The organism is Pseudomonas sp. GM55, from assembly GCF_000282395.1.
GTDB classification, from domain to species: Bacteria; Pseudomonadota; Gammaproteobacteria; order Pseudomonadales; family Pseudomonadaceae; genus Aquipseudomonas; species Aquipseudomonas fluorescens_CC.
In genome coordinates, this window is sequence record NZ_AKJJ01000024.1 from 1 (window position 1) to 7,037 (window position 7,037).

Here is a 7,037-nt window from a genome sequence, read left to right on the forward strand (position 1 = left end):
TTGGAAAGCTTCTTGCAGTAGCCGCCCTGCGCCTGCTTCAGGCGTCAAAAGTTTGCTTTAAAGGAATGGTGAAACCGGTGGATCGCTCTCAGTTGCTCAACAGTGCCCGCACGAACATGGCAGACCTCAGTCGAGGCAATCTGGGCGTGCCGCTGTTGCTGCTGGTCATGCTGGCGATGATGATGCTGCCGGTGCCGCCGTTCCTGCTGGACGTGTTCTTCACCTTCAACATTGCGCTGTCCATCGTCGTGCTGCTGGTGTGCGTCTACGCCTTGCGCCCGCTGGATTTCGCGGTGTTCCCGACCATTCTGCTGGTGGCGACGCTGTTGCGCCTGGCGCTGAACGTGGCGTCCACCCGGGTGGTGATGCTTCATGGCCAGGATGGCCATGCCGCTGCGGGCAAGGTGATCCAGGCGTTCGGTGAGGTGGTGATCGGCGGTAACTACGTGGTTGGTATCGTGGTTTTCGCGATTTTGATGATCATCAACTTCGTTGTGGTGACCAAGGGTGCAGGGCGGATTTCCGAGGTGAGCGCGCGTTTCACCCTCGATGCGATGCCCGGTAAGCAAATGGCGATCGACGCCGACCTCAACGCCGGTCTGATCGATCAGGCCCAGGCCAAGGCCCGCCGCTCGGAAGTGGCCCAGGAAGCCGAGTTCTACGGCTCCATGGACGGTGCCAGCAAATTCGTCCGTGGTGACGCCATTGCCGGCCTGTTGATCCTGTTCATCAACCTGATCGGCGGTATGGCGGTCGGTATCTTCCAGCACAACATGAACTTCGCCGACGCCGGCAAGGTGTATGCGCTGTTGACCATCGGTGACGGTTTGGTGGCGCAATTGCCATCACTGTTGTTATCGACAGCGGCAGCGATCATGGTCACCCGTGCTTCCGGTTCGGAAGACATGGGCAAGCAAATCAATCGCCAGATGTTCGCCTCGCCCAAGGCGCTGGCGGTGGCGGCGGGCCTGATGGCGGTCATGGGCCTGGTGCCCGGCATGCCGCACTTCTCGTTCCTGAGCATGGCGGCCCTGGCGGCTGGCGGCGCTTACCTGTTCTGGAAAAAGCAGAACGTCGCCAGGGTTCAGGCCCTGCAAGAGGTCAAGCGCCAGCAGGAACTGCTGCCGTCGCCGGCCCGCGCCCAGGAAACCAAGGAGCTTGGCTGGGATGATGTGACACCCATCGACATGATCGGCCTGGAAGTGGGTTATCGCCTGATTCCTTTGGTGGACCGTAACCAGGGCGGCCAGTTGCTCGCGCGGATCAAGGGGGTGCGCAAGAAGCTGTCCCAGGATCTTGGCTTCCTGATGCCGACCGTGCATATCCGCGACAACCTCGACCTGGCGCCAAGTGCCTATCGCCTGACCCTCATGGGGGTGATCCTGGCTGAAGCGGAGATTTACCCGGATCGCGAGCTGGCGATCAATCCGGGGCAGGTCTACGGCACGCTCAATGGCATTACCGCCAAAGATCCGGCTTTCGGCCTGGAGGCGGTCTGGATCGAAATCAGCCAGCGCGCCCAGGCGCAATCCCTTGGCTATACCGTGGTCGATGCCAGTACAGTAGTGGCTACTCACTTGAACCAGATTCTGTACAAGCACTCCAGCGAGCTGATCGGCCACGAGGAGGTACAGCAACTGATGCAATTGCTGGCGAAAAACTCGCCGAAACTGGCCGAAGAACTGGTGCCGGGCGTGTTGTCGCTGTCGCAACTGCTCAAGGTTTTGCAGGCGTTGTTGGCCGAACAGGTACCGGTGCGGGACATTCGCAGCATCGCCGAAGCCATCGCCAACAATGCCGCCAAGAGTCAAGATACCGCCGCGCTGGTGGCTGCCGTGCGGGTTGGCGTATCCCGTGCAATCGTCCAAAGCATTGTAGGCACTGAGTCGGAGCTGCCAGTTATCACGCTGGAGCCAAGGTTGGAACAGATATTGCTCAATAGTCTGCAAAAGGCAGGACAAGGCTCGGAAGAGGGCGTTCTGCTGGAGCCAAGCATGGCTGAGAAGCTGCAACGCTCGTTGATCGACGCGGCGCAGCGTCAGGAGATGCAAGGTCAGCCGGTGATTCTGCTGGTGGCCGGTCCGGTTCGCGCAATGCTCTCGCGATTTGGCCGGCTCGCAGTCCCGGGTTTGCATGTGTTGGCTTACCAGGAAATCCCTGACAACAAGCAAGTGACCATCGTTGCGACAGTAGGGCCCAACGGCTGAGGTAGTGGTTTATGCAAGTTAAGCGTTTTTTCGCCGCCGATATGCGTCAGGCCATGAAGCTGGTTCGCGATGAGCTGGGCGCTGATGCCGCCATCATTGGCAACCGCCGGATCGCCGGTGGTGTCGAGCTGACGGCTGCGCTGGATTACAAACTGTCGGCGCTGTCCCCTCGCGTTCCGAACATGGAACTCGAGGACGAGCTGCGCAAGACCCAGTCGCGGATCGTCACTGCCCAGGCCGAATTGAGCCTGCGCGGCGAGGGCGAGAGCGAGAGCGACAAGAGCACCAACCGTCAGTTGTTCGCGGGTTTGCCGTTGACCGCCGCCGAGCCGCTGATCGAGCCGACGTACGCCGAACCCCGTCGCCCTGCACCGGCCGTTGCGCCAGCGTCCGGTGGCGTAGACCCGCGAGCGTTCGACTCGATGCGTTTCGAGCTCAACAGCTTGCGCGAACTCATGGAAGTACAGCTTGGCTCGCTGGCCTGGAATCAGCTGCAAGGCAGCCGTCCGGACCAGGCCAATCTCTGGCGTCGCCTGCAACGCATCGGCCTGTCTGGCCCGCTGTCGCGCGACCTGCTGGCAATGATCACCGAAATCGAAGAACCTCGTCAGGCTTGGCGCATGTTACTGGCGCACCTGGCGCGCATGATCGTTACCCCGGAAGTCGAACCGCTGGAAGAGGGTGGGGTGATCGCCATGGTCGGCCCTGCCGGCATGGGCAAGACCACTACCCTGGCCAAGCTGGCTGCTCGTTACGTGCTCAAGTACGGCGCGCAGAACATTGCGCTGGTGAGCATGGACAGCTTCCGCATCGGTGCCCAGGAGCAGCTCAAGACCCTGGGGCGCATTCTCAATGTGTCGGTGACCCATGTCGATCCGGGCCAGTCCCTGGTGCAGGCTCTGGAGCCGTTACTGCGCAAGCGCGTGGTGCTGATCGATACCGCGGGCCTGCAGGCCAGCGATCCGGCCCTGCGCATGCAGCTTGAAAGCCTGGCCGGTCGCGGTATCCGTTCAAAAAATTATCTGGTTCTGGCAACCACCAGCCAGAAACAGGTTCTAACGGCCGCTTACCACAGTTACAAGCGTTGCGGGCTCGCTGGCTGCATCCTGACTAAACTGGATGAGACGGCAAGCCTGGGCGAGGTGTTGAGCCTGGCCATCAGTCATGAGTTACCCGTGGCCTACCTGACCGATGGCCCGCGGATCCCGGATGATTTGCATCTGCCGCGTCGTCATCAGTTGGTCAGTCGCGCCGTCAGCGTGCAAATGCAGGAAGAACCCAGCGAAGAAGCCATGGCTGACATGTTCGCTGACATCTACCACAGCCCGACCAAGCAGGTTGGCTGAGGTAATAATGAACAGTTTTTGTACCTACATCGATGGTCTGCCATGCATTGTTCCGTTTGTGAACGCGCAGCCAGTAATGTGGCCTCCGTCTATGCAAGACAAGGTAAAGAAATAACATGGGCAGCATGCATCCCGTACAGGTGATCGCGGTGACCGGCGGCAAAGGTGGCGTCGGGAAAACTAATGTGTCAGTGAACTTGTCCCTGGCTCTGGCTGAGCTTGGCCGGCGCGTCATGCTGTTGGACGCCGACCTGGGACTGGCGAACGTCGACGTTCTGCTGGGCCTGACACCCAAACGTACCCTGGCCGACGTGATCGAGGGCCGCTGCGAACTGCGCGACGTACTGCTGCAGGGGCCTGGCGGCATCCGTATCGTTCCGGCCGCATCCGGCACTCAGAGCATGGTGCATCTGAGTCCTGCGCAACACGCGGGCCTGATCCAGGCCTTCAGTGATATTGGCGACAACCTCGACGTATTGGTGATCGACACCGCTGCGGGCATTGGTGACTCGGTAGTCAGCTTCGTTCGTGCAGCCCAGGAAGTGCTGCTGGTGGTGTGTGACGAGCCGACCTCGATTACCGATGCCTACGCCTTGATCAAATTGCTCAATCGCGACTACGGCATGAACCGCTTCCGCGTCCTGGCCAACATGGCCCAGAGCCCGCAGGAAGGACGCAACCTGTTCGCCAAGTTGACCAAGGTCACGGATCGCTTCCTCGACGTCGCCCTGCAATACGTCGGCGCGGTGCCCTACGACGAAAGCGTGCGCAAGGCGGTGCAGAAACAGCGCGCCGTCTACGAAGCTTTCCCGCGTTCCAAGTGCTCGCTGGCGTTCAAGGCCATCGCGCAGAAAGTCGATACCTGGCCGCTGCCTGCCAACCCGCGCGGGCACCTGGAGTTTTTTGTCGAGCGCCTCGTGCAGCAAACAGCGGGACCCGTGCTATGACAGCAAGCGGTTACAACCTCTACAAGCGATCGGCGCGTGATGCGCAGTACGAGCTGATCGAGCGTTACGCGCCGCTGGTTAAACGCATTGCTTACCACTTGCTGGCGCGCTTGCCGGCCAGTGTCCAGGTCGAAGACCTGATCCAGGCCGGGATGATCGGCCTGCTTGAAGTATCGACCAAATACGACGCCAGCAAAGGCGCCAGTTTCGAGACGTACGCGGGCATTCGAATCCGCGGCGCCATGCTCGATGAAGTGCGCAAGGGGGACTGGGCGCCACGTTCGGTTCACCGCAATACGCGCATGGTCAGCGACGCGATTCGCTCGATTGAAGCGAAAACCGGCCGTGACGCTAAAGATCACGAAGTTGCGGCCGAACTCCAATTGAGTCTCGACGATTACTACGGAATTTTGAACGACACCCTGGGCAGCCGGTTATTCAGTTTCGACGATCTGTTGCAGGACGGCGAACACGAAGGGCTGCACGAGGATGGCGCGAGTGCTCATCTCGAGCCGTCACGCGATCTGGAAGATGAACGCTTCCAGGCTGCGCTGGCGGATGCGATTGCCAATTTGCCGGAGCGTGAGCGACTGGTGTTGGCGCTGTACTACGACGAAGAGTTGAACCTCAAGGAAATCGGTGAGGTCCTGGGGGTCAGCGAATCGCGGGTCAGCCAGTTACACAGCCAGTGCGCGGCCCGTTTGCGGGGGCGTTTGGGGGAGTGGCGAGCGCGCTGAAGGCAGTGTGGGGGCACTGCGAACGAGGCTGGTGTGGTGTTGAACTGCGCCGGTCGCGATCTGTTGTGCTCCAGACAGTCATTGAGTGCTTTGCCGGATTGATTGAAATGGCGCGTCCAGGTGCTGGGCGCGTTTAAGACTGCTTGGAGGTCGAATTGGACAAGAACATGAAAATCCTCATCGTTGATGACTTCTCAACGATGCGGCGGATCATCAAGAACCTGCTGCGTGACCTTGGGTTCACCAACACCGTCGAGGCCGACGATGGCACTACCGCCATTCCGGTGCTCAACAGCGGAAGCATCGACTTTCTGGTAACGGACTGGAACATGCCTGGCATGACCGGTATCGATCTGCTGCGCCACGTGCGCGCCGATGAAAAGCTCAAGCACCTGCCGGTGCTGATGGTGACCGCTGAAGCCAAGCGCGAGCAGATCATCGAAGCGGCCCAGGCCGGCGTTAACGGCTATGTGGTCAAACCCTTCACGGCCCAGGCGTTGAAAGAAAAAATCGAGAAGATTTTCGAACGCATCGGTTGATGAGTGCGCCACGGGGGAGCTATGGGCAATAACGAAACGTCATTGGGCGATTTTGAATCGACCCTGAAAAAACACGCCGTCGAATTGGTTGCGAGCCTTGAAAAGGGCAAGTTCGGCGACGCGGTGCAATTGATCCATGAGCTCAACCAGACCCGTGACCGCGGCCTGTATCAGGAAGTGGGCAAGCTCACTCGCGAACTGCATAGCGCGATCGTCAATTTCCAGATTGACCCGCACATGCCGCAAGCCGAAGAAGTGTCGCAGATCACCGATGCCACCGAGCGCCTGGGGTATGTGGTCAAGCTGACCGAAGCCGCGGCCAACCGCACCATGGATCTGGTGGAAAGTGCCACGCCGCTGGTCAATGGCCTGGCGGAGGAAGCCCAGGCCTTGAGCACCGACTGGGGGCGCTTCATGCGTCGCGAAGTCGGTGCCGAAGAGTTTCGTGAGCTGGCGCGGCGGGTCGACGGGTTCCTGGCGCGCAGTGGCACGGACAATCGCGCGGTGTCGGGCAACCTCAACGACATCCTGCTTGCCCAGGATTACCAGGACCTCACAGGGCAAGTGATCAAGCGTGTGACCCAGTTGGTCACCGAAGTTGAAAGCAACCTGCTCAAGCTCGTGCTCATGGCCAGTCAGGTAGACCGCTTTGCGGGCATCGAACATGACCGTGAAGCGATGCTTGCTGAAAAAGATCCACAAAAACATCTCTCTCAGGGTGAAGGTCCGCAGATTCATGCCGATAAAAGAGAAGACGTTGTGTCCGGTCAGGACGATGTGGACGATTTGCTATCCAGCCTGGGGTTTTAGAATTTTAGGCATTTTAGGTTTTTAGACCTGTCTGTTAGGAGCACACCCTTAATGAGCTTCGGCGCCGATGAAGAGATCCTTCAGGATTTCCTGGTTGAGGCCGGCGAGATTCTAGAGCAACTGTCCGAGCAACTGGTCGAGCTGGAAAGCCGTCCGGATGATGCGGACTTGCTCAATGCAATTTTTCGCGGTTTTCACACTGTAAAAGGGGGCGCCGGCTTCCTCCAGCTCAACGAGCTGGTGGAGTGCTGCCACATCGCCGAGAACGTGTTCGACATCCTGCGCAAGGGTGAACGTCGCGTCGATTCGGAACTGATGGACGTGGTTCTCGAAGCGCTGGACGCGGTGAACAGCATGTTCAGCGAAGTCCGCGAGCGCAGCCCGATCACGGCCGCGACACCTGAACTGCTCGCGGCGCTGGCCCGTCTGGCCGAGCCGCAATCGGCTGGGG

7 protein-coding genes are annotated in these 7,037 nt (G+C 59.8%); all 7 read left to right on the forward strand.

The window, feature by feature from the left end; all coding sequences use genetic code 11:
* The first annotated feature begins 77 nt into the window (after positions 1–77).
* On the forward strand, positions 78–2,207 hold the full coding sequence (gene flhA, locus PMI31_RS03555) for a flagellar biosynthesis protein FlhA (RefSeq protein ID WP_043302173.1): 2,130 nt from the start codon (positions 78–80) through the stop codon (positions 2,205–2,207).
* Positions 2,208–2,218: 11 nt separating this feature from the next.
* Positions 2,219–3,553 (forward strand): flagellar biosynthesis protein FlhF, encoded by a 1,335-nt coding sequence (gene flhF / locus PMI31_RS03560; protein WP_008016284.1) that lies wholly within the window; start codon positions 2,219–2,221, stop codon positions 3,551–3,553.
* 116 nt (positions 3,554–3,669) lie between these two features.
* Entirely contained in the window at positions 3,670–4,500 is an 831-nt protein-coding gene (fleN, locus tag PMI31_RS03565) for a flagellar synthesis regulator FleN (protein ID WP_008001746.1), read from the forward strand.
* Positions 4,497–5,237: an RNA polymerase sigma factor FliA gene (gene fliA / locus PMI31_RS03570; protein ID WP_008016286.1), complete on the forward strand. Its 741-nt coding sequence runs from the start codon at positions 4,497–4,499 to the stop codon at positions 5,235–5,237. Before fleN ends, fliA begins: the two co-directional genes overlap by 4 nt.
* Before the next feature lie 167 nt (positions 5,238–5,404).
* On the forward strand, positions 5,405–5,776 hold the full coding sequence (locus PMI31_RS03575; RefSeq protein WP_003183998.1) for a chemotaxis response regulator CheY: 372 nt from the start codon (positions 5,405–5,407) through the stop codon (positions 5,774–5,776).
* A gap of 21 nt (positions 5,777–5,797) precedes the next feature.
* The gene (locus tag PMI31_RS03580) at positions 5,798–6,586 is read left to right on the forward strand and encodes a protein phosphatase CheZ (RefSeq protein ID WP_008016287.1); all 789 of its coding nucleotides are present in this window, start codon (positions 5,798–5,800) and stop codon (positions 6,584–6,586) included.
* Positions 6,587–6,637: 51 nt separating this feature from the next.
* A partial coding sequence (locus tag PMI31_RS03585; RefSeq protein WP_008016290.1) for an Hpt domain-containing protein occupies positions 6,638–7,037 on the forward strand: 400 nt, incomplete at its 3' end.

Bases quoted from the DNA above. Each gene is read 5' to 3' on its own strand.
- fliA (WP_008016286.1), top strand. From the start codon at position 4,497: ATGACAGCAAGCGGTTACAACCTCTACAAGCGATCGGCGCGTGATGCG.
- flhF (WP_008016284.1), top strand. From the start codon at position 2,219: ATGCAAGTTAAGCGTTTTTTCGCCGCCGATATGCGTCAGGCCATGAAG.
- PMI31_RS03575 (WP_003183998.1), top strand. From the start codon at position 5,405: ATGAAAATCCTCATCGTTGATGACTTCTCAACGATGCGGCGGATCATC.
- fleN (WP_008001746.1), top strand. From the start codon at position 3,670: ATGGGCAGCATGCATCCCGTACAGGTGATCGCGGTGACCGGCGGCAAA.
- PMI31_RS03580 (WP_008016287.1), top strand. From the start codon at position 5,798: ATGGGCAATAACGAAACGTCATTGGGCGATTTTGAATCGACCCTGAAA.